We start from the raw sequence: 23,161 nt of genomic DNA on the forward strand, positions 1-23,161 counted from the left end.
GAGTATATGTATCATATCTATTTGCCACAATTCATTATCTGAACTTTGATACCATGCATGCCATTCTAAACATGCTTCGTCTGTTTCTATCAGATTTGTATATTCTATCCTCTTAATTTTAGAGTTTAAAGATAATTTGGAGATCACAGAAAAACTATCCCCGATATTCAGCGTATCAGAATAGATATGAAAATCAATATCCCTATGTTTCATCAATAATCCCATTTTACAAGAGCCAACCATATTGATCTTTGCCCCGATAGACTCCCAATTGGCTACTATATCCAGATCTTTTATTATTACTTTGGCTTTTTCCTGATTAATAGCTGCTATATCTAAGAAATTACTCATAATGAATATGTTTTTTAAGTGTAAGGATTTTTATATGCTAAATGTATAAAAAAAGCCGTATAAGATAAGTCTTATACGGCTTTTGTATATAAATAGTTTTTATTATTTCTTCTTTTTCTTTGTTCCGGTCGATTGTTTCAACTCTTTAGAGAAAGAGTATGGGAGATCTTCCTCCATAGTACCTTTTACTTTGTTAGGAGTAGAAGACATCTTGAAGTTGATATCAGCTCCCTTCATCAATGTGTCGTGAGTCAGATAATTTTTAGTATAATCCAATCCGTTTACATCCATTGAAGAAACATATCTGTTCGTCTTATTATTATCTTGCGATTTGATAACTACCTTATTACCATTGTAAAGGTTTAATGTCACTTTGTCGAATAATGGTGAGCCAAGGATATACTCATCTGTTCCCGGACATACAGGATAGAACCCTAGTGCAGAGAATACGTACCAAGCCGAAGTTTGTCCATTATCTTCATCACCACAATAACCATCGGGATTAGGTGTATATAGCTTATCCATCACTTCACGAACCCAATATTGAGCTTTCCAAGGTTCTGCCGAATAGTTATACATATAGATCATATGCTGTATCGGCTGATTCCCATGTGCATAGTTACCCATATTCATGATTTGCATCTCGCGTATTTCATGGATAACTCCGCCATAGTAGCTTTCATCAAATAAAGGTGGTACGTTAAACACTGAGTCCATCATTTGGTTAAAGCCTTCTTTACCTCCCATTAGGTCGATAAGTCCTTGCGGATCGTGGAAAACAGACCAAGTATAGTGCCAGCTATTGCCTTCGGTAAATGCGTCACCCCATTTCAACGGATTGAACGGAGATTGGAATGTACCATCCTGATTTTTACCTCGCATAAGTTTATGTTCCGAATCAAATAGGTTTTTATAATTCATTGCGCGTTTAGCGAAGATATCTATCTCTTTTTTAGGTTTACCTAGAGCTTGTCCCAGTTTGTAGATAGTCCAGTCGTCATAAGCATATTCAAGTGTTCGAGCTGCATTTTCGTTGATCTTTACATCATAAGGCACATATCCCAATTTGTTGTAATATTCCCAACCAAGACGGCCTGTCGAACTTACTTTAGGGTGTACATTGTTTGCTCCGTGTACCACAGCTTGCCAAAGAGTTTCGATGTCATATCCTCTCAATCCTTTCAGATAAGCATCTGCAACAACAGATGCAGAGTTGTTTCCAACCATACAACCCCTGTGACCGGGGCTTGCCCACTCCGGTAAAAATCCACTTTCTTTGTAAGTGTTAGCCAAACCTTCCTGCATTTTGGTATTCATATCAGGATACATCAGGTTGAGGAATGGGAACAAGCAACGGAAAGTATCCCAGAAGCCGGTGTCGGTAAACATATAGCCGGGCAATACTTCACCGTTGTATGGGCTGTAATGTACTATTTGTTTATTAGCATCTATTTCATAGAAGCTGCGAGGGAAAAGTACTGAGCGGTATAAACAAGAATAGAACGTACGTAAATTGTCTATATTTTCATCTTCCACGACAATTCTTCCCAGTACTTCATTCCAGCGGTCACGGCCCTGCTGAGCGATCTGGTCGAAACTATTATTGCCAAGTTCTTTCAGATTTAACTCTGCTTGCTCAGGGCTAATAAATGAAGAAGCTATACGAGCATGTACAATCTCTCCTTTTTTAGTTGAGAAACCGATAATACCACCTGCGTGATTAGCTTTACTTTCTACTCCGCCTTCACTGATGACACCTTCGCTTACTGATGCAGTGTAAGTAAATGGTTTATCAAAGACAATCACAAAATAGTTTTTGAAGTTCTCAGGAACTCCTCCGCTGTTTTTAGTCGTATAACCTATTATCTTATTTTCGGAAGGGATAATTTTTACATACGACCCTTTATCCATAGCATCTACTACTACATACGATTTGTCATTTTCAGGAAAAGTGAAACGAAACATCACGGCACGTTCTGTAGGTGCCATTTCGGTTACCACATCATGATCGGCAAGATAGACTTTGTAGTAATAAGGTTTTGCTATTTCTGCTTTGTGTGAAAACCAGCTGGCTCGTTCGTCCTGGTTGAAAACCGCTTTTTCAGTTACAGGCATAATAGCGAATTGACCATAGTCGTTGATCCATGGACTAGGCTGATGAGTTTGTTTGAAGCCGCGTATTTTGTCAGCATCGTAAGTATAAGCCCATCCATCACCCATTTTGCCTGTTTGAGGCATCCAGAAGTTCATTCCCCATGGCATGGCGATGGCCGGATAAGTGTTACCTGTAGATAGGCTTATTTTAGACTGTGTTCCCACCAGAGGGTTTACATAGTCTACCAACTCGGTTTTCTGAGCACTCACAGTACCCAGAAAACCAATTAGACCTAAGAATAATATTCCTATTCTTCTCATTGTTTCTTGTTTTGTTTTAATTTATCATCCAACATTTTAATATAGTAACCTCCGACTACCGATCTTGCTTGGAATCCGCGTTGATTAGGTTTGTCTGTGAATACCCAGTCTGACATAGGGACACGATCTACAGTTTCATTCATAAACAAGTGGATAGGACTAATGAACTTTTGGAAAGTAGCTTGATCTTGGGCTAAAGTGGCTGTCCATATAATCCAGTCTGTTTTTGTATACGTTTCACGGTTATCTAAAGGTAAACCATACTTATTTTGCTTGCTAAGATAATAAGCAATTTCTTTTTGTGCAACCTCACTTGGGAAAATACCTAAATTTAATAATTTGTCCCAAACCAAATTGTATTTCTGACTCCATGTGCCAGGCTTGTCGAATGTAAGACGATAATGATCCCCGTCATCAGCCATTTTCACCCATTCCTGCGCCATTTCTTTAGCTTTTGCTGTATACTTTTCGGCAACATCTTTTTTGCCCAACATGCCTGCCATATACCCATATGATGCAACACCCATTATAGCTTTTACAGAAAGATTAACATTATGAGCGAAGTGTCCGGCAAAATCGTCGGTACAAAGTTGATTCTCCGGATCTAATCCATATTCAGCCAGATAGTCGGTCCATGTGGTAAGTACATCCCAATGTTTTTCTGCATATTTTGCGTTGCCTTCCATTGCAGCGACAGCAGCAGTAAGGACGAGCATGTTCCCCGATTCTTCTACGGGCATATCTCCTCCATATGTTTGTCCGTTAGCAAGAGGATAAGTTCCTACATCGTGAGCAGGAAATGATTTTGTCCATTTACCACTTTCACTGTAATAGAAAATATGATTCATCAACCCTTTTGCAAGTTCCGGATTATAATATAAGAATAAAGGTGCAGACGGATAAGTAACATCTACTGTACCGATAGAACCATTACTAAAGTTTTCTTTCGATAAAAATAGTAGATCTCCATTAGGCGCTTCTACCAGTTTGTGCGCGGTTATCGCCTGGCGATAAGCCAATACACATAGGTCTGCATATTCTTTTCCTCCCGATTGAATAGCTGTTTCCATCAGTTCTTTGTCAAATTCGTAGCATCTCTTAATAAGTGCATCATATTCTTTATTCGCTAATTGGAAAATATTTGTAATAGTTTGATCTCCTTTCGTGTTCCAGTAAGGTCTGAGATTTTCTCCAAAATATTGGATAGAATAAATATCATCATAACCCAGCATAATTTTTCCTGTTGTTGCACCTTTAATCGAGCCTAAAGAACGAGATAGGGCAAGCTTATCACCCGTATTTTCTCTCTTTTCTACAGCTCCGTTGATGGTGCTTGTTACGAAGTCGTTTCTTAATTTCTCTCCGTCTCCGATTGCTGTTGTTGTGTTAGTCTTCTCGGCAGCAAGATAGAAATATCCCCAATCGATGCGGACATTATCTCCCGATTTGCCTAATATTTTCTGATCCAGGCTTCCTGTTTTAAGATATACAAGACCTCCGTCTTCAAATCCTTCGCTTACCGATTGTTGAAGAGGTTTGTCTAAAGCCCATGCAGGAGCAGCCTCGAAGTAAAGATTTACGTCATGTGATTTCCCATCGTTCGATGAAACCTCATATGTAATGTAGTTTACAGGGCGTGACATTAAAGTCAAATCGTCCATAAATAGTGGAGCTGTGAATGTTAGTCTCAGATCTACTTCACCACATGCGAATGTATAGTGAGTCTGGGTTGCTTGTACATCTACTGATTTTTGTACCGCAGCTGTTTCAAATGCTTTCTTATGGTCTTTTTCCATTACAAGTCCGAAGTCTAGTAATGCTAGTCCTCCACGGTCGTGACAATAGCCTGCAATTATATTTTCACCTTTTTTTAATGTTGCTATTACTTCTTCAGAAAGAGGTACAAGAATATTTTTCTTTGCAGCATTTCCTGTATTAACTACTTCTATACCATTAATGTAAATAATAGCATCGTCGTCGTGAGAATATTCCAGATATACCTTTTTACCTGATAAATCCTGATCTAGGTTAATAATACGTCTCACCCAGATAAATTCTGTTTTCCATTCTGTTTTGGCAGTTGGTTCTTCCGGCATAGTTCCAAATGCAGCAGCAGCAGTTTTCCAGCTTGCATCGTTAAAATCTTTATTAAACCAGTTATCCGCCGGTTTAATATTTGTGTATTTACCGGTCCATCCTCCTTGTTCCGAGTTTGGAGCAACGGTGGCCATAGGCGTTTCTTCAGTACCCATAAAGCGATATACTTTGTCATCTACTTTGATGGCTCCGATAAGAGGGAGGTCGCTGCCTGTCCAGTGTTTTACAGATCCATCATATAGGTTATCCGTGGTAGACCAACCTGATGTGTAAGGATCGATTGTGATTAATGGATAAGCAGGTGCTCTCAGATCATTTTTTATGATCTCATAATTTTGTGCTTTTTCTGTTTTACAGCTAAATAAGGCTGTTATCAAAAAGCTAAGGAATAATAGTTTTTTCATTTTGTTCGCTTGTTTTATTTTAGTTTACCATTTGAATTCAATATGTACTCCTTCCGGATTATTTTCGAAATGAAGAAGGTATGTTTTTGATTCTTGATCCCAATCTCCATTCTCTATAGTTTCTGCATTGACCGTAATACTTATAGGCCTCTTAGGTAAAAATACACGGGATACATTCGTCGTATTAATCGGGCTTTTTGCAATAAACGAGTAGCCTGATTTATCTTGTTTTTCATCATATATACGTGATGCTCCGCAAAGCACTTTCGCTTTTTTCCTATCTGGTATACTCTTTAAGTTGTATAGGTAGGCTTGTTCGCCCGGATTAATAGTTTTTTTAGTCAGAATAGGTAAGTTTTTATCAAATAGGTCGATGTATAAGCCTGATAAAACCAGAGGATCTTCTGATACACTTTCATCCATAACAGTGGCGATGATGTAGGCTCCTCTTTCGAGATAGAGGTTGTTTTTTAGTTTCAGACTGCCCATTCGGGCTTCTTCTTTGTAGGCTTTTTCTACGGTAGATACGTACCTTTTGTCATTGTCTTTCCTTAGTACATAATGTTTCGGATCTTCTTTCAGTACATGCACAAAACCCTTACCATATGTATATTTTCCTTCTGTAGGATTTGGAGTTAAACCTAATTTTTCGAATAAATGATCGGATGGCGTATTGTATTTGCTGCCGTTAGTGTTCCACCATTCCATTACAGACTGGTATGGGTCGATATCTTCGCCACAATATATGAGTACTCCTCCATTTTTTACCCACTCAGCGATATAATCGTGATATTTTGCGTCTAGAGGTTTCATGTTTGAGTATGAAACAACTAATATTTTTAGGTCTTTAAATGTATTTGCATAGGGGGTATTTTCTATATGGACTAGTTCTACAGGAATCCCCTTTTTCAACAGAGGAAACGTTTGTCCGTAAAAACTAGAAAACTGTGGGTCATCGTATCCTTTATGATTCGGAAAACGCTGGAACATGAGTGAGTTTGCCATCAATACGCCTATCCCGTGCGACCCGCTTACCCTATTGTCTGATTTTTTAATGTCATTCAGGCTATTGATCATTATTTGCATTTGTGTCGAATAATGTCTTGGAATACGTTCCTTTTCATCACTGTTTTGGCTTTTGCGATATAGTCCTTCGTAGATACGTTCGGGCCATGGCATAACTTCGTAGGTGTCTATCATCGGATATAGGAGTTGTGCCGCAAATGTTGCCTGATAATTTCTTTTGTAATCTTCCCAGTCTTTTGCACGGTCTTCTATCGGATCTGTAAGGAAATAAGTACGGCGTCCGGTTGGTGCAGTCATCGATTGTACCGATCCATATTCGAGGAAAGCGTTCTCGAAAACTCTTTCTTTTTCCGTTCCGTTGTAATAGGTTTTTTCACGAGAAGTTCCTGTCCAAACCTGAGCAATATATCCGTCTATACAATCCAGCGATGCAAGGCTTGCTTCGGGACTTACTATTTGCCACGAAGTGTAATTTACTAATGAATGGGTAGGTACATAACATTTGATATCTAGTCCCTTGTTCTTACCATATTCTTTGGCATAGGTGAAAACTTCTTCCAACGCATTATAGTATAGGTGGTACTTGAGTTTATTTGCCAGATATGTATTTTCGGGCGATTCGTGCTGTGCCCTCCATGCAAAACCATAATATTTTTGCCACTCTTCTTTAAATGCGTCACTATATCCGGCACGCATCCAAAACTCAGGTTCCTCAAGATATATAGTCGTGATTCCTGCATCTATGGCACGTTTTATCTGGGTTTCTTTCATATAGCGAATAAAATCCGAGGTAGGGACAATATATGGGACCATATGTCCGTGGAAGATAGTGTCTCCGTTCATCGTTTTTTGTCCTTCACGCAAATGGTTCTTTTTCCCATCCCATTTTCCCATGAAGTAGTCCTGATATTCACCCCATGCTATTCCGGTCATAAATTGCGCAATGTAACCCTTATCTCGCCATGATTGTACTCTTTCTTCGAATGGAATCCTTTTTACGTTATCAGAAGGGTTGCCTCCGATACCGTAAACAATTGCTCCATCAGCTCTTGTGTCTAAAGACGGTTTCCACGGATGAGAGGTTTGAAAAACAGTTTTAGCATCGTCCTGTGCCTGTATTTCTGTATTGATACAAAATACTATGAGGCAGATAAATAAAAGTTTCTTCATTTTATTTTGTTTTTTAATAAGCTTTTTTATCAGACTAATATATTGATGAATCGGGCTTTTATTTCCAAGAGATAAATGAAGATATTACATGAAAACGTAGAATGCTTTATCATGATACGCTATAATATTTCCGAAAATTCGGAATAGGCACTACTTTATATTTTAAGGATATACAAAACTAATGAATAGATTTTGACAAGTTGAAAATTATTAATCAATAAAGAGTAATATATGTTCACTTTTTTGTTAACCCGGTTAAAATATTTAACCGACGGGTTAATTAACAATTAATACTTTAAAATAAAGACGGTTTATTGGGCTAATACCTCATTCATTAAAAAATTAATAGTTTTCTCTTTAGAGCTGCGGAGATATAAATTCAACTATAGGAGTTCTGATATCTTTTTTATTTTTGTTTCCATAGTCAGAGTGGCATCTAACCAATGGATATATATTCCCCTTTTCTCCATCCCTCTAAACCATGTCATTTGGCGTTTGGCAAATTGGTGGATAGCAATCTCGAGTTGAGAAAACATTTCTTGATAGGAGAGTTGTTTTAATAGATAAAGAGTTACATATTTATATTCCAGTCCGTAATAGATGAGGTCTTCGGGTGCAACGCCTTTATTCAATATATTTTGCACTTCTTCTATCATACCCTCATTAAGTCTGGAAGCCAAACGTTTCGATATTTTTTCTCGGCGAAGTTCCCTGTCTATATTTACTCCTATTATTAGGCTGTTTAATGGAGGAAACTCATTTTGTTCTAAGGGATGTTGCTTTTTATATTCTTCAATTTCGATAGCACGAATTGCTCTTTGAGCAGTATCTACATCTGTGGTATTGTGAAGATTTTTATATTCGGAAAGAATAGCGGTAAGTTCTTGTAGACTATATTCCTCATATTTTTTCCTTAATTCTTTATTCTCAGGTACGTTTACAAGGGAATACCCTTTGAGTACAGATTCTATATATAAGCCTGAGCCACCACATAAAATAGGCGTTTTCCCTTTACTTTTCAGATCAGTATATATCCTGTGAAAATCATGTTGATATTCGAAAATATTATATTTTTCTCCTGCTTCACAAATATCAATGAGATGATAAGGAATTTGTTTTCCATTTACAGTATAATCGGCGAGGTCTTTGCCTGTTCCTATATCCATTGATCTATAAACTTGTCTCGAATCGCCACTGATTATCTCTGTATCTAAAGCATAAGCCAGGTGGCATGCCAAGGTTGTTTTTCCTGATGCAGTAGGGCCAATGATTGTTATCAGGTCGTATGTATTCATGCTATAAAATCGTCAGGTATTTTTGATCACAAGCTAAATAAGCTTGTACAAAGGGAAGCAATTGTCAGTATGCTCTTTCTACAATATAATCGACAGTAATAGCTAGAGCGTCTCTTACTTCGGCATTAGGTACTGTGTTTATTATATCTTCTGCTTGCGCCTTAAATTCTTCAATCTTTTGATAAGCATAGTCTATACCTCCATGCTCTTTGGCATAGTTTATTAACTTTTGAATATTTTCGTTAGTATAGTTATACGAATTTATAATGGTCAGTAGTTCCTTCTTCTCGTCTTCTTCTGCTCTACTAATGGCATATAGTAATGGGAGTGTGATCTTTCCTTCACGTATGTCGTTCCCTGTTGGTTTACCTATTGCATTTGTAAAATAGTCAAATATATCGTCCTTCAACTGGAAACATATTCCAAGTAGTTCTCCTAATATTGTAAATTTATTTACATCCTCTTCCGAAGCATTTACAGACATTGCTCCCGTACGCATACATACCGACATAAGAGATGCTGTTTTCTTTTTTATTACTTCAAAATATTCTTTTTCATCAAGAATAAGTTCCTTAACCAGTGAAAGTTGATTGAGCTCACCTTCAGCCAGATTGCGGCCCAAATCTGATATGTTTGAAATAATCTCCATATTACCGGTAAGTACACTTTTTATTAATGCAGTAGATAAGAAAAAGTCTCCCGCTAATACGGCCATCTTATTGTCATATATGGCATTGACAGATGCCTCTCCTCTTCGTATTTTAGATTCATCGACCACATCGTCATGTATGAGGGATGCTGTATGTAGAAGCTCGACAGTGATAGCAGTTTGGTAAGTGGTTTCATTAATCTCACCAAATGCCTTTGCTGCTAATAATAACAAAATCGGACGTATTTTTTTTCCATCCGACTTCATTATATAATCGATAATTTCCTGTATTCTAGGATTATTACAAAAAACTGATTCTTTGTAATAACGATTGAATGTTTTTAATTCTTCCGCTACCGGTTTAGCTATGAGAAGCTTTTTGTCCATGTCATAAATTAGTTGAAGTGCAAATTTAAAAATAATTCGGCGTTTAGCATTATTTATTTCTATATTTGAACGTAGATATGATAATATTTAGTCATATATTAAAGAAAACGCATAAACTTTTATTTTCTTGTGTTCGAAAATTCAATATCTTTTAACCCTAAATGTATAAATATATGAAGTTATATACAGAAACAGATAATTACTAAGTTTCTTTTTTATAAAATATATAGCCCATCATTTTTTCTCTTTTGTAGTTCACTGCTTTTTCCGTAACTTTCCACAGATTTTTTTAATTATTACAATGAAACTATTTCTATTAGACGCATATGCATTAATATACCGTTCATATTATGCTTTTATCAAAAGTCCCAGAGTTAATTCAAAAGGACAGAATACATCTGCTGTATTTGGGTTTGTAAATACGTTGGAAGAACTTCTCCGTAAAGAAAATCCTACGCATATTGCAGTGGCGTTCGATCCTCCTGGCGGAACATTTCGTCACGATGCCTATGAGCAATATAAAGCTCAGAGGCAGGAAACCCCTGAAGATATCCGCGCTGCTGTACCAATTATAAAGGAAATAATTGCAGCTTACAATATTAAAGAACTGGAGGTTCCCCGCTATGAAGCCGATGATGTGATTGGCACGATAGCTAAAAAAGCAGAAAAGGAAAAATTTGACGTGTATATGATGACTCCCGATAAAGATTACGGGCAGTTGACCAGCGATCATATATTCATGTATAAACCAAAGTTTGCAGGTACAGGCTTCGATACATTAGATGCTAAGGCGATCATGGAAAAATATGAGCTTACCTCGCCGGAGCAAATGATTGATTTACTCGGATTGATGGGTGATGCTTCGGATAATATACCGGGATGTCCGGGAGTAGGGCCTAAGACCGCTCAAAAGTTATTAGCTGAATACGGAACTATTGAAAATCTGCTTGAGAATACAGAAAATATAAAAGGTACACTGAAGTTGAGGTTGGAAGAATGCAAAGAGCAGATTATCTTCTCTAAATTTTTGGCAACGATCAAAACAGACGTCCCTGTAGAATTTCATAAAGATGAATTTAAGCGTAAAGAAATAGATGCGGAAAAACTATCTGCCTTATTCGAAGAACTTGAATTCAGAACATTGATAAATCGTGTGTTGAAAAAGGATGGAACACCTGCTAATCCTGTCCGAATAACAACTACCCATGAAGCTATTCAAGGAGATTTATTTGCCGAGTTGCTTCCCCCGTCGGATCAAAATATAGATATAAATAGTTATTCCGGTTTGCAAGAATTGAAGGATATTCCACATGAATATCATTTGATAGAAAAAGAAGAGGAAATTATTGATCTTGTTTCGAAGTTGAGTAAACAAGAATTTTGTTGTTTCGATACTGAGACTACAGGTCTTGATCCTAATGTGAGTGAACTGGTAGGCATGTCATTCTCTTTTAAAGAAGGAGAGGCTTATTATGTCCCTGTTCCGGCCGATTTTGAAGAGGCACGAAAGATTGTTGAGCAATTTCGTGTTTTTTTCGAAAATGAAAAAATAGAAAAGATAGGACAAAATATAAAATACGATATTATTGTACTAAAGAAGTATAATATACACGTTCGTGGAAAACTTTTCGATACGATGATCGCACATTATCTGATCAATCCTGAATTGAGGCATAATATGGACTATATGGCCGAAACTTATCTTAAATATAGGACTATCCATATTGATGAGCTGATAGGATCTAGAGGTAAGAACCAGTTGAATATGCGTAGCCTCCGTCCCGAACAGATAAAAGACTATGCATGTGAAGATGCCGATATAACACTGAAGTTGAAGTTTATTCTCGAGAAAGCAATACAGAAACAGGACTTGGGTAATTTATTATATGAAATAGAATTACCATTGATTTATGTACTTGCCGATATGGAATATACAGGTGTAAAGTTAGATAAGAGTGCTTTAAGTGAATACTCCAAAAAACTGACATTACAATTACAAAATATAGAATCGGATATTTATAGAGCTGCTGAGCAAGAATTTAATATCAATTCGGCGAAACAAGTGGGAGAAATACTCTTCGATAAGCTAAAAATCGTGGATAAACCCAAGAAGACGAAGACCGGGCAATATGTAACCAGTGAGGAAACATTGGAGAGTATGAAGGACACCCATCCTATTGTTGGGCAGATCTTGGAATATCGTGGGTTGAAAAAACTATTAAGTACTTATATCGATGCTTTGCCTCTATTAGTGAGTCCGTTAGATGGAAAACTGCATACGTCATATAACCAGACAGTTACTGCGACGGGGCGTTTGAGCTCAAGCAATCCTAACTTACAAAATATTCCGATCCGTGAAGATCAAGGTCGGGAAATCCGAAAGGCTTTTATAGCTGATGAAGGATGTGTATTCTTCTCTGCTGACTATTCTCAGATCGAACTTCGTATTATGGCACATTTGAGTCAAGACCCAAATATGGTTGATGCGTTCAACGAAGGAGAAGATATTCATGCTGCCACAGCTGCCAAAATATATAAGCTACCAATAAATGAAGTTACTAGCGATATGCGTCGCAAGGCTAAAACAGCAAACTTTGGTATTATTTATGGTATTTCGGTTTTTGGCTTAGCCGAACGGTTGACTATACCTCGTGGAGAAGCAAAAGAACTGATTGATGGTTATTTCGATACTTATCCTAAAGTAAAAGAATATATGGATAAGAGTATTGCTGTTGCACGTGAAAAGAATTATGTAGAAACAGTATTCGGGCGTAAACGCTTTCTCCCTGATATTAATTCACGAAATGCAACGGTGCGTGGTTATGCCGAACGAAATGCGATAAATGCACCTATACAAGGTAGTGCAGCCGATATTATCAAAGTCGCAATGAATCATATCTTCGATCGTTTTAATCGTGAAAATATTAAGTCTAAAATGATTCTTCAAGTGCACGATGAGTTAAATTTCAACGTATTTGAAGATGAGTTAGATCGAGTTCGAAAGATTGTTATAGAAGAAATGGAAAACGCTTATAAGCTTATTGTTCCATTAAAAGCTGATTGTGGCAAAGGAAAAAATTGGCTGGAAGCACATTGATCTTTTGGAATGAAACTATTAATTTTACAAAACTGTACTCTGATTTTCTGGTTTTTATAACTATTGATTGAAGAGTGGATATGAATATAGAAAATACTCTGAATAATATGCAACATAACAAAAAGAGCCAATACTGGATATTTTTCTCAGTATTGGTTTTTCTTGCATTATTTATGATGTGGTGCTTTGGCTCATCATCTTCTTATTCGGGCTATGATTTCACTTTTCATTACAGGAGGCTGTACACTTTAGCAGATGCCTTACAGCATGGAATTTATCCTTCTTTTTATGTTGATTTTAGTAATGTTGATGGCTATGGCTACTTTACTAAAGGCTTTTATTCGGATATTATTCTCGTACCTTTTGCTCTTGTAGCAATCTTTTCGAATATATATTTTGCTTATGATGCAATGATATTCACCATGACAGTTTTATGTGGGGTATTTATGTATCATACAATAAGGGTGATATACAAAAGCTCTTATGCAGCATCACTTAGTGCTATTCTTTATACTTTTGCCGTTTACAGACTGTATGATATATATCAGCGGGCTGCATTAGCTGAGGCTCTGTCATTCACTTTCCTACCAATTGTTTTTCTCGGATTATATTATGTAATAAAAGGGGATTACCGAAAATGGTATGTACTTGCTATTGGCTATAGCTTACTTATTTATACTCATGCAATAGCATCGGTATTGATGTTTGTGACATTGATTATTTTGGTATTTATCTATTATAAATCTTTCTTGAAAGAGCCTAAACGTATCTTGTACCTTGTTTTGGCAGGTGTGGTAACAGTTGTTCTTACTGCTTACTATACATTCCCGATGCTGGAACAATTGTCATCAAATTCTTTTTATCTTGATTCGCGGAGCCCGGGAGGAGGGGCCGGTTATGGAAAAGTTGGTTTCGACTATATTTTGTGGGGATTTATCAGTGGTATTGCCTATCCTCATAGGGAACTCTGGACAGGAATAGGGGTTATTCTCACTCTTGTTGTGTTTTTACGTTTCTTTGTTCCTAAAAATAAATCACAGCTATTACGTAGCGTAGATATAGGAGTTATAATCGGAATATGTTTTATTATTGCTATATCCCGTATTTTTCCATGGGGCCGTTTTCCTTTTAGCTTGTTAGGATTTATACAATATCCATGGCGGTTATATGAATTTGTAAGTTTCTTCTTTGCTGTTGCAGGAGGATATTATGTATCTTTAGTGTTTACTAAGCATAATCAGCGCTTTGTGGTTTCTATTGTTTTTATTGTAGCTACAATGGCAACCACATATATCCAGAGTGAGAATTATAAATCGCTTGATCTTAATGGAGGAGTTCTTACTCAGGCAAGAGCCTCTTTGGTAGAGCCAAACTATGAGAATGGGTATAATCTGATAGGACGAGAGTATTTGCCCTCCAAGTTGATCGATATATCCTATATTCGAGATAGGAAAGAAAAAGTTGATTTTAGAAATGAAGATACTCAAATAGAGAATTTAAGAAGAGAATACAATACAACGCTATTTAGTGTGTTGGTAAATAAAATCGATACTTTAGAACTTCCTCTTCTTTATTATTACGGATATAGTGTAACTTTGAACGGTGAAAAACTTCCCGTATATCAAAGTGATCTTGGGTTAGTTGAGGTTATAACGGATGAATCGGGGGAAATAGAAGCATATTACGGAGGTACGACTTTACAGAAAACGAGCTTGTATATATCATTGATTGGTCTTTTGATTTTATGTGTATACATTTACATCCCTCAGGGTGCAAGACGAATAAATAATGGAACTATTTAACTTGTTGGATAGAATAGTAGCGAATAAGAAAAGCCATTTTTGGCTGTTCTTTGTCATATTGGTGTTTCTTACGCTGATAATGATGTATTTTTATCAACCTCTTTGTCCGGGGCAGGATTTCTTCTTTCATTACAGACGTTTGCAAGCATTGATGGACGGACTTAAAGCAAGTCCTTGGCTTATATATATCGATTATAATGCTATTGATGGATACGGCTACTTTTCGAAAGCTTTTTATCCTGACTTCGCATTGATTCCTTTCGCCTTGATAGGCAATATCACAAATATTGAATTTGCATATCAGTTCATGGTATTTACTATGACTATGCTATGCGGAGTATTTACTTATATAACTGTAAATTATATTTATAAAAATTCGTTTGCTGCTTCTATTAGTGCATTACTCTATACATTTGCCGTTTACAGGCTACTCGATTTATACCATCGTGCAGCACTTGGCGAAACTCTAACTTTTACATTCATTCCGATTGTATTTCTTGGGCTTTACTATATTATAAAAGGAGATTATAAGAAGTGGTATCTGTTAACTATTGGCTTTAGCCTGATGATATTTACACATCTCATATCATCGGTTCTTATGCTGATAACATCGGTAATCTTCCTTCTGATATACTACAAGTCGCTGCTCAAAGAGCCGAAGCGTTTCATCTATCTAATAATAGCAGGTATTGTTACTCTGGTTGTGACAGCCTACTACCTTTATCCGATGCTGGAGCAGATGGTCTCGAATACGTTCTACTATGAAAGTCATAATCTTATGGCGAAAACTGAAGATTCAGCCTTACCGTTTCACTGGATTATTTGGGGGATGTTTTCAGGAGTGATTGCTCCTGCCCAAATCTTTGTTCCGGGAGTGGGATTATTATTAACGTGTTCTATTGCTTTGAGAATATTTGTATATGGCAAATCAGCCGAACTGAGAAGTATTGATCTCTGTGTAATTATAGGATTAGCTTATATCGTAGCCTCTTCACCCATATTCCCATGGACTATTTTTCCATTCAGTATGCTGAATTTTATACAAATGCCATGGAGATTATTTGAATTTTCGTGTTTCTTCTTTGCTATAGGAGGAGGATATTATTTGTCACAAATATTGAAAAGTAATAAACGACTGCTTTTTGGTGGATGCGTTATTGCCTTTACCATTGTGCTTGTTATGGCTAATGATGCTAAAATGTATAGGATGTATCGTTGCGGTAGGCCTATAACACAGATTGCATCCTTTAATAATGATTATCATCTCGGTGGTTTAGAATATATTCCGTCTAAAGTACCGTCAATCGAATATATACATCAAAGAGGAGACAGTATAATAGTGGATAATGAATCGACAAATATATCTAGTTTCACGAAGATAGCATCTGTTACAGGTTTTGACATAAGCATAGATAAACCCGATACTGCCGAACTTCCTCTTATATACTATAAAGGATATACAGCAAAGTTAGATAATATGGATATGCCTGTATCGGAAAGTGAAAATGGGTTGGTACAGCTTCAAATAGTACAATCAGGTCATATAGAAGTTTCTTATGAGGGTACTGTCATTCAAAAGATTAGTTATTTTGTAACTATTATTGGCATTGTTGGATTGTGTATCTACATATTTATGCAAAGAAGAAAGATTAAGCAAACTGTGAATAAATGAAACAAATAGATACTATTTTGAATAGAATCGCTTCGAGTAGGAAAGCCCAATTTTGGCTCTTCTTTACCTTATTGGGTCTTCTTTCGGTAACAATGGTCTATTTATATTCTCCATTTTGCCCCGGACACGATTCTTATTTTCATTTCAGACGCTTGGAGGCTTTAATGGATGGACTTAAGGTTAGTCCTTTCCTTATCTATACTGACTATTCTGCTATTGAAGGTTATGGCTATTTCACAAAGGGTTTTTATCCTGATTTTGTACTGATTCCATTTGCTTTTATAGGTAATCTGACAAATCTTGATTTTGCTTATCAGTTTATGTTGTTTACAATGACTGTCTTTTGTGGAATCTTTACATATCTCTCTGTGAATCGAATATACAAAAATACTTATGCAGCAGCGATATCCGCATTACTTTATACATTTGCTATATATCGTTTACTCGATATATATCATCGGGGGGCATTGGGAGAAGCTTTATCTTTTACATTTATACCCATTGTATTTTGGGGGATTTATGAAATAGTGAAAGGCGATTATCGCAAATGGTATATTATCACTATTGGTTTCAGTCTCCTTATTTTTACACATGCTATTGCAACACTTCTGATGTTTGTCACTACTGTGATATTCTTACTCATTTATTACAAATCATTTGTCAGAGAGCCCAAGCGGATACTATACCTAATTCTTGCAGGGGTATTTACTATTCCTATTGTGAGTTGTTTTCTTTTTCCGATGATAGAGCAGTTACTTTCCAATACGTTTTATTATCAGACAAATCCTTTAATGAAGATCAAAGATAATTTACTAGGAACTTATTCTATCTTTTGGGGACTGTTTAGCGGTATTGTTTATCCCGAACGGAAATTTATTCCCGGAACAGGTTTGCTACTTACCTGCGCTATTGTTCTAAGACTGTTTGTATATGGAAAGTCGATTCGGTTGAGGAGTGCCGATATATGCGTGTTGATTGGTCTTATTTATATTTTTGCTTCTTCTTATCTATTTCCATGGCAACTTTTCCCTTTCAATAAATTATTTATTATTCAAATCCCATGGAGACTGTATGAGTTTTCCAGTTTTTTGTTTGCCGTAGCAAGTGGATATTATTTGTCTTTGATATTGCAGTCGAATACACGTCGATTTATGGCAGGTGGAGTGCTTGTTATTTGTACGATTGTTATGATGTCTAATGATGCAAAGATGTATCACGATGTGCGGTGTAGTCTTGGTATTGTACGCGAATCGACATTTGAAAATAATTATCACCTTATAGGCCTTGAGTATTTACCTGTAAAAGTTCCATCTATAGAATATCTTGCAGAAAGGGGAGATGATATAATATCAATGCAGCCGGGAACAAGTATTACTGACTTTGGAAGAAATAAGGAGGTTGTCTCATTCGGTGTAAATACTAATGAAAATGAAATACTAGAATTACCTCTAATATACTATAAAGGATATACAGCAAAATTAAATAACAATTCTCTTGTTGTTTCCGAAAGTAATAATGGCCTGGTTCAGGTATCAATTAACGAGTCTGGTTATGTAGAGGTGTATTACGAGGGTACGATTCTTCAAAAAATAAGTTGGTTAATTACTTTATTTAGTATTTTGAGCCTTTGTGCATATATCTTTATGCTCAAGAGGAATAAAGTGAATCCGATAGAAAAATGAATAGTTTGGATAATATAAAAAATAGGAAATACGATTATTATATATTTCTTGTCGTATTATTTGTCTTATCTCTGTTTATGGTCTGTTTGTCTGGGCCGGTATCAGAATATGCAGGACATGACTATTTTTTCAATATTCGTCGTTTTGATGTATTGATACAGGCTCTACAAGACCGGACTTATCCTATCTATATAGATTATAAAGCCTTAGAAGGTTATGGTTATTTTACAAAAGGATTTTATCCCGATCTGATCATTCTACCTTTCGCTGTTTTGGGGATCTTTATCGGAACTATATCAGCTTATAATGCAATGATCTTCGTAATGACATTCTTATGTGGACTTTTTACTTATAAGGCTGTAAATGTCATTTTTAAAGAATCCTTTGTTGCATCTATTAGTGCTATCTTATATACTTTTTCAGCTTATCATCTTTTCGATTGGTATAATAGAGCCGCACTTGGTGAATCTCTTTCGTTTACTTTCCTTCCTATTGCATTCCTAGGACTTTATCATATTATAAAAGGAAATTACAAGAAATGGTATATACTAACAATCGGTTATAGCCTACTTATTTATACCCATTTGTTATCGTCCGTTCTTACTTTTATTACACTTTTTCTCATTGTAATATTATGCTATAGGCCTTTATTGAAAGAGCCTAGACGTATTGTTTATTTGTTATTAGCAGCAATTATAACTTTACCTATTGTAGGCAGTTATATATTTCCGATGTTAGAACAGATGATGTCCAATACCTTTTATTATAGTATAAAGGAAAATATTACAGGACAAACAAAACTGAGTTTTACCGATCTTGGCTGGGGATTCCTTAGTGGCATTGCTTATCCTAAAACTCAAAATATGGCTGGAACAGGGCCTTTGATAATTATATTAGTATCTCTGCGTCTGTTTGTTAAGGATAAAAAACCGCCAATGAGAATAGCTGATTTTTGTATTCTGATAGGAGTCCTTCTGCTTATAATGTCCTCCGGAATTTTTCCATGGGGACGCTTGCCTCTCGGATTTATTCAGTTTCCGTGGCGTTTGTATGAGTTTATCATATTCTTTCTAGCTATTGGTGGTGCATATTATCTTTCGGTTATTCTAAAAGACAGAAGGCAGTATATTATTGCAAGCGCAGGGATTATTCTCTTTACTTTAGCTGTTTTCTTTGTAAATAATAATAATTATAAATATTGGCAGTCACTTGCAAAAAGTGAGGCCCCGCATTGGTTTACAGGGATTGCCTCAGTTGATAACGAGTATTATCTGGGCGGATTGGAGTATCTTCCCGTAAAGGTACCTTCTCATAATTATATACACGAAAGGGGTGATAGTATAGGAGCACAGTATATAGGTACGAAAGTATCAGATATTTTCAGAAAAGGAAAGGCTATATCTTTCGATATAAAAGTAACAGATATTGATATAATAGAACTGCCTTTAGTTTATTACAAAGGCTATAAGGCATATCTCAATAGAAAAGAAGTTTTAGTTGAAGAAAGTGAAAAAGGTTTAGTTCAGATACCGGTTCATGAATCAGGAAAGGTTTCGGTTTTCTATGTAGGAACAATTTTACAAGAAGTAAGTTGGTATATTAGTATAATTAGTATTTTAGCCTTGATAGTATACATATGTTTTGACAAAAGGAGAAAGAAAACTATAAAGAATGAATAAAATAGATGAAATAATACATACTGTTGCTGAGAATAAGAAATACCATTTTTGTCTCTTTCTTGCAACACTTATATTACTTGCAATATGTATGGTTCTTATTTATGGTCCGGCTTACGAACATCCGGGTTATGACTATTATTTTCATCTCAAAAGATTTGAAGCTCTTATTACTGCTTTTCGCGAAGGGACATTCCCTATCTATATAGACCATATGGCCGCATTGAATTATGGCTATCTGAGTAAGGTATTTTATTCTGATATTATACTTATTCCTTTTGCCGCTCTGGGAACACTGATTAGTCCCTGCGAAGCCTATGAAGTAATGTTGTTTACTATGACCATTCTCTGTGGATTATTTATGTACTGGGCGGTAAATATAGTTTATAAAAGTTCCTATGTTGCGTTTTTGGCTTCTATTTTATATACATTCTCTGTTTATCGTCTTTTCGATGTGTATAATAGGGGAGCATTGGGCGAAGTATTCGCATTCACCTTTATACCTTTAGTATTCTTAGGGCTTTATCATATAATAAAAGGTGATTACAAAAAATGGTATATCATAGCTATCGGCTTTAGTTTATTGATATTCTCACATGTTATATCTACTGTCCTTACTTTTATTACAGTTGTCTTAATACTTATATTTTATTATAAATCATTTATTAAAGAACCACGACGTATCTATTTCCTCGTTCTAGCTGGTTTCATTACGTTATTAATTACAACCGTCTATATTTATCCACTTTTGGAGCAAATGCTGGCAAATTCATATCGCTACGAAACAAATGATTGGACACTTCCCTCCAGATCTAAAATTCCATTGCTCTATGTTTTTTGGGGTTTGATCTGTGGTTTCTTCTACCCCAAAGATATATCGATAGTTGGTATAGGGATATTATTGACTGCGGTGATCTTTCTGCGTTTCTTTGTAAAAGAAAAATCAAATATGTTGAGGAGTGTCGATATTGGTGTGCTTATCGGATTATTCTATATTTTTGCTTCATCCCAGTTATTTCCGTGGGGGCGTTTTCCTTTTACTTTGTTGTCTTTTATTCAATATCCGGGGCGGCTTTACCTCTTAGTAACTCTTTTTCTTGCGTTAGCGGGTGGATACTATTTATCCCGTATATTTATGAAGGAAAGATCTAGATTTATAGTTGCTGTTATAGTTGTTCTTTGTTCAGGGATTACGTTGTATACGCATAATGGTAATTTCAGACAGAAGCATATAGATATTCATAAAACCAATAAAGAGCCTAATCCTTCAAACTTTTTCTATCTCAACGGAGCCGAATATGTTCCTGATAGAATGGAGTCGGCCTATCATATTTTGTTTAGGGGAGACTCTATTATAGGCTTGGGAGGGCATGTGCATGTATTAGAATATCATAGGGATAGAGGCCATCTGAATATTGATATAGAAGTTCAAGATTCAGATTCTCTCGAATTGCCATTGCTCTACTATAAAGGCTACGTGGCTAAATTGGAAAAAGAAGAACTAGCTATCACCCAAAGCAAGCGCGGACTAATACAAATACCTGTTGATAAATCGGGTAGTGTGAAAGTATATTACAAAGGCACAATTATTCAAAAAGTGAGTTACTATATTTCCATTCTGAGTATATTTGTATTGTGTATTTATATTTTTCTACAAAAAAGAAGGAAACCATCTAAAAAGTAATAATAATGCAACAATATTCTAATTACGATTATTTATATGCGATTTTCATGTTGCTTTTCGGCTTATTCATGATATTTAGTCCTGGGTCGTTGGTTCGAAAAGTGAAATATGGAGAAGAAAGAGTAAAGGCTGAATCTTGGGTCAAAAAGGCCGGGATAGGTCTTTGTATATTAGCACCATTTTTCGCCTTATTTATATATTATAAAATGAATGCTTGACGGATTTGTCGAATATGGCTATATAGGTCTTTTTTTAGCTTCATTTCTGGCGGCTACTATACTTCCTTTTGGATCAGAGTTTGTTTTTGCAGGTTTGCTTGCAATGGGTATGAATGCCTGGAGTTGTGTCATTATTGCATCTGTAGGCAATTGGCTTGGAGGTATGACCAATTATTATCTGGGACGATTAGGAAAAATAGAATGGATAGAAAAATATCTTAAGGTCGATAAAGCAAAAATAGAAAGAATGCAACATTGGCTCGAAGGAAAAGGGGCTATTATGGCATTTTTTAGTTTTATGCCTGTTGTAGGGGATATAATTGCGCTGGCCTTGGGATATATGCGTGCTAATATCTACATAGTTAATATATGTATGTTTGCAGGTAAGTTTATAAGATATGTCCTGATAATGTACGGTGTAAGTTGGGTAATCTGAAAGTGAGTATAAATTTATAGAACAGAGTATGGAAAATCAGTTTGCAGAATCCGATAAGAAAAAGATATCTCTAATGGAGAGTCTTCGGTTACGTCCGGCTATGTATGTCGGCGATCTTTCCACAAAAGGGATTTGTACAGTGATTGAATCGGTTGTCCTTAATCTTATTTCATCTGCGAGATTGGAAGAGGTGGATATAGAACTCACTTCGGAGAATACAATCCGTATATCGTCTTCAGATATTGCTGTAGATGCTCTTATTAAAAAGTTTAATGCTCTAAATGATGTGCCTTCTTTAAATAATCAAAGAAATATACAGCCTTTATCTGTAATTATAGGGCTTAGTGAATCTATAAATATAGAGGTATATAATGCTGGAAAGATTTATATATTATCTGGAGGAAAGGGAGAGTTTGCATTAAATATAGATGAAGGATATTTAACGGAAGACTTAATTATATATTTTACTCCCGATAGAAGTATATTTAAAACAACTGACATCAATTTCGAATATTTGTGCTCCGTTTTTCGTAGAATTGCTTATATAAATTCTGCTGTGAAAATTACATGTATTGATAATATGCATGACGATTTTCAGGAATGTGTATTTTACTATCCAAATGGAATATTCAACAGGATGGATGTTCTAATACTTGAGCGCTCTTGCGATCAGTCTTCTTTACGCTTGGATATTGATAAAGAGAGAGATGGGTTTAGATATAAGATTTCTCTTTGTTTACCTGAGTCCGGTATCAGTTCATACGTGCAATCTTTTGCAGGGTATACGGAAACATTCGGCCATGGGTCGCTAATCGATGGAGCTGAATTAGGAATTATTCGCAGTATAAAAGATTTTGTAAATAAAAATAATCTTGAAGTAGAGATCCCAGATAATATTATAAAAGATAAAGGTTTTATCCTTATAGCATCCGTCATTGGCTCTTCTTTTCAATATGAGGGGGCCTTGAAAATTAAGCTTGAACAGCCTGAAATAAAAATTGCAGCAGAGGAGATTGTATATAATGAATTAGGCCGTTGTTTCGGATCGAATAGAGACAAAGCCATTAAAACTATAGAAAGATTTATTAATTAAGGATATT

14 protein-coding genes and 1 pseudogene are annotated in these 23,161 nt (G+C 35.9%); 9 read left to right on the forward strand and 6 right to left on the reverse strand.

What is annotated here, in order from left to right:
* From JGH11_RS02185 to JGH11_RS02210, 6 genes and pseudogenes are all read right to left on the reverse strand, one after another.
* A pseudogene (locus tag JGH11_RS02185) lies at nt 1-351 on the reverse strand (phosphoglycerate mutase family protein); the annotation flags it as partial.
* 102 nt (nt 352-453) lie between these two features.
* Nucleotides 454-2,766 carry a GH92 family glycosyl hydrolase gene (locus JGH11_RS02190; protein ID WP_201109929.1) on the reverse strand — a complete coding sequence of 771 codons (2,313 nt, stop codon included), beginning with the start codon at nt 2,764-2,766 and terminating at the stop codon, nt 454-456.
* A complete protein-coding gene (locus tag JGH11_RS02195) occupies nt 2,763-5,267 on the reverse strand; it encodes a glutaminase domain-containing protein (RefSeq protein ID WP_201109930.1) in 2,505 nt (834 codons plus the stop codon). The genes JGH11_RS02190 and JGH11_RS02195 overlap by 4 nt, the downstream gene beginning before the upstream one ends.
* Nucleotides 5,268-5,291: 24 nt before the next feature.
* Nucleotides 5,292-7,463, reverse strand: coding sequence for a hypothetical protein (locus JGH11_RS02200; RefSeq protein WP_201109931.1), 2,172 nt, complete (start codon nt 7,461-7,463; stop codon nt 5,292-5,294).
* Between the two features lie 383 nt (nt 7,464-7,846).
* Entirely contained in the window at nt 7,847-8,758 is a 912-nt protein-coding gene (gene miaA, locus JGH11_RS02205) for a tRNA (adenosine(37)-N6)-dimethylallyltransferase MiaA (RefSeq protein ID WP_201109932.1), read from the reverse strand.
* A 64-nt stretch (nt 8,759-8,822) separates the two neighbouring features.
* Complete coding sequence (locus JGH11_RS02210; RefSeq protein ID WP_201109933.1) at nt 8,823-9,794, reverse strand: polyprenyl synthetase family protein; 972 nt, start codon at nt 9,792-9,794, stop codon at nt 8,823-8,825.
* Nucleotides 9,795-10,095: 301 nt separating this feature from the next.
* Here JGH11_RS02210 and polA point away from each other — a divergent pair, with 301 nt between their 5' ends.
* The 9 genes from polA to JGH11_RS02255 all read left to right on the forward strand — a co-directional run bounded on the left by polA (nt 10,096) and on the right by JGH11_RS02255 (nt 23,154).
* Entirely contained in the window at nt 10,096-12,891 is a 2,796-nt protein-coding gene (gene polA, locus JGH11_RS02215; RefSeq protein WP_201109934.1) for a DNA polymerase I, read from the forward strand.
* An 80-nt stretch (nt 12,892-12,971) separates the two neighbouring features.
* Nucleotides 12,972-14,693: a hypothetical protein gene (locus JGH11_RS02220; RefSeq protein ID WP_201109935.1), complete on the forward strand. Its 1,722-nt coding sequence runs from the start codon at nt 12,972-12,974 to the stop codon at nt 14,691-14,693.
* Nucleotides 14,680-16,365: a hypothetical protein gene (locus JGH11_RS02225; RefSeq protein WP_201109936.1), complete on the forward strand. Its 1,686-nt coding sequence runs from the start codon at nt 14,680-14,682 to the stop codon at nt 16,363-16,365. Before JGH11_RS02220 ends, JGH11_RS02225 begins: the two co-directional genes overlap by 14 nt.
* Entirely contained in the window at nt 16,362-18,047 is a 1,686-nt protein-coding gene (locus JGH11_RS02230; protein ID WP_236263829.1) for a hypothetical protein, read from the forward strand. Before JGH11_RS02225 ends, JGH11_RS02230 begins: the two co-directional genes overlap by 4 nt.
* Nucleotides 18,044-19,726 carry a hypothetical protein gene (locus JGH11_RS02235; protein WP_201109937.1) on the forward strand — a complete coding sequence of 561 codons (1,683 nt, stop codon included), beginning with the start codon at nt 18,044-18,046 and terminating at the stop codon, nt 19,724-19,726. Before JGH11_RS02230 ends, JGH11_RS02235 begins: the two co-directional genes overlap by 4 nt.
* Nucleotides 19,719-21,407 carry a YfhO family protein gene (locus tag JGH11_RS02240; RefSeq protein WP_201109938.1) on the forward strand — a complete coding sequence of 563 codons (1,689 nt, stop codon included), beginning with the start codon at nt 19,719-19,721 and terminating at the stop codon, nt 21,405-21,407. Before JGH11_RS02235 ends, JGH11_RS02240 begins: the two co-directional genes overlap by 8 nt.
* Before the next feature lie 5 nt (nt 21,408-21,412).
* Entirely contained in the window at nt 21,413-21,625 is a 213-nt protein-coding gene (locus tag JGH11_RS02245; RefSeq protein ID WP_201109939.1) for a hypothetical protein, read from the forward strand.
* A complete protein-coding gene (locus JGH11_RS02250) occupies nt 21,618-22,061 on the forward strand; it encodes a YqaA family protein (RefSeq protein ID WP_201109940.1) in 444 nt (147 codons plus the stop codon). The genes JGH11_RS02245 and JGH11_RS02250 overlap by 8 nt, the downstream gene beginning before the upstream one ends.
* Nucleotides 22,062-22,089: 28 nt before the next feature.
* Nucleotides 22,090-23,154, forward strand: coding sequence for a hypothetical protein (locus tag JGH11_RS02255; protein ID WP_201109941.1), 1,065 nt, complete (start codon nt 22,090-22,092; stop codon nt 23,152-23,154).
* The last annotated feature ends 7 nt before the right edge of the window (nt 23,155-23,161 follow it).

Source organism: Dysgonomonas sp. Marseille-P4677 (genome assembly GCF_016652235.1).
Taxonomy (GTDB): domain Bacteria; phylum Bacteroidota; class Bacteroidia; order Bacteroidales; family Dysgonomonadaceae; genus Dysgonomonas.

Excerpts from the sequence above, each read along its gene's own strand:
- miaA (WP_201109932.1), bottom strand. The coding sequence starts at position 8,758 with ATGAATACATACGACCTGATAACAATCATTGGCCCTACTGCATCAGGA.
- JGH11_RS02230 (WP_236263829.1), top strand. The coding sequence starts at position 16,362 with ATGAAACAAATAGATACTATTTTGAATAGAATCGCTTCGAGTAGGAAA.
- JGH11_RS02195 (WP_201109930.1), bottom strand. The coding sequence starts at position 5,267 with ATGAAAAAACTATTATTCCTTAGCTTTTTGATAACAGCCTTATTTAGC.
- JGH11_RS02225 (WP_201109936.1), top strand. The coding sequence starts at position 14,680 with ATGGAACTATTTAACTTGTTGGATAGAATAGTAGCGAATAAGAAAAGC.
- JGH11_RS02250 (WP_201109940.1), top strand. The coding sequence starts at position 21,618 with ATGCTTGACGGATTTGTCGAATATGGCTATATAGGTCTTTTTTTAGCT.
- JGH11_RS02245 (WP_201109939.1), top strand. The coding sequence starts at position 21,413 with ATGCAACAATATTCTAATTACGATTATTTATATGCGATTTTCATGTTG.
- JGH11_RS02190 (WP_201109929.1), bottom strand. The coding sequence starts at position 2,766 with ATGAGAAGAATAGGAATATTATTCTTAGGTCTAATTGGTTTTCTGGGT.
- polA (WP_201109934.1), top strand. The coding sequence starts at position 10,096 with ATGAAACTATTTCTATTAGACGCATATGCATTAATATACCGTTCATAT.
- JGH11_RS02255 (WP_201109941.1), top strand. The coding sequence starts at position 22,090 with ATGGAAAATCAGTTTGCAGAATCCGATAAGAAAAAGATATCTCTAATG.
- JGH11_RS02235 (WP_201109937.1), top strand. The coding sequence starts at position 18,044 with ATGAATAGTTTGGATAATATAAAAAATAGGAAATACGATTATTATATA.
- JGH11_RS02200 (WP_201109931.1), bottom strand. The coding sequence starts at position 7,463 with ATGAAGAAACTTTTATTTATCTGCCTCATAGTATTTTGTATCAATACA.
- JGH11_RS02210 (WP_201109933.1), bottom strand. The coding sequence starts at position 9,794 with ATGGACAAAAAGCTTCTCATAGCTAAACCGGTAGCGGAAGAATTAAAA.
- JGH11_RS02220 (WP_201109935.1), top strand. The coding sequence starts at position 12,972 with ATGAATATAGAAAATACTCTGAATAATATGCAACATAACAAAAAGAGC.
- JGH11_RS02240 (WP_201109938.1), top strand. The coding sequence starts at position 19,719 with ATGAATAAAATAGATGAAATAATACATACTGTTGCTGAGAATAAGAAA.